The following is an 817-nucleotide window of genomic DNA, read 5'->3' as shown; positions in this document are numbered from 1 at the left end:
CATGCTGCATTGCACAATTTCGTATTGCAGGTGCGAAGCGCTTAGTTTAGCTTGCCTTTGTTTAGTTCGCCCTGATGGGCGACTGGGGCAAGCTATGGCAAACCGGGAAATTTGGATTGATGCCGCCAAGGGCGTTGGCATTCTCCTTGTGGTGGCGGCCCACATCGCCGGAGCGGGGACCGGTACTTGGGACTCCGTTTTCGCCAACTCTGTGCTGCTATTTCATATGCCCCTGTTCTTCGTCGTATCCGGTTACGTTTATAAGCCTGCCTCACGTACCGAGCTATTTTGGAAGAAAGTCTCCAGCCTGGCCGTACCATACGTAGCGTTCCTGGCGGTTTTGACGTTTGCGGTCATATCCAGGAGAATTCTGCTCGGCGATGTTCCCTCCCGCTGGCAGCTACGAGAAATGGCCGTGAACGACGTTTTGGGAGGCATGCGCCTCTGGCGTGATTTTGGCGTTTTCTGGTTCGTAACCTGCCTCTTCTTTACCCAGCTTATTTACAACGAGTTCGCGAATTGGGCGAGAGGTCCTGGCAGCACCCGGATGCTAGGATTCGTCGCGTTATGCGTCACTATAGGCTACGCGATTGCATTCGAGTGGCCAATGAATCGCTCGCCTTGGGCTGTCGCAGCAGTGCCGATCGCGCTTTGCTGCTATTGGTTTGGTCATCTGCTTAGGACGTATCAATTCCGCTCGCCAACTCGACTGATTTTCATTGCGATTGTAGGAGCGCTGGCCTTGGCCGCAGCAGGACGCGGAGCCGACATCCAGTTCAACATGAAATATTCAATTTTCGGCCCGCCTGTGCTGGGG

General features: G+C 54.5%; 1 protein-coding gene. It reads left to right on the top strand.

Going from position 1 to position 817, the window contains the following annotated elements; all coding sequences use genetic code 11:
- Positions 1-94: 94 nt before the first annotated feature.
- Positions 95-817: acyltransferase family protein (locus ACXJ7R_RS34875; RefSeq protein ID WP_457155764.1), on the top strand; the 723-nt coding region annotated here is incomplete at its 3' end.

This window comes from Mesorhizobium sp. P5_C1 (assembly GCF_054049815.1).
The sequence above is the reverse complement of the archived record's forward strand: the minus strand, read 5'-3'. Positions and strand labels throughout refer to the sequence as shown.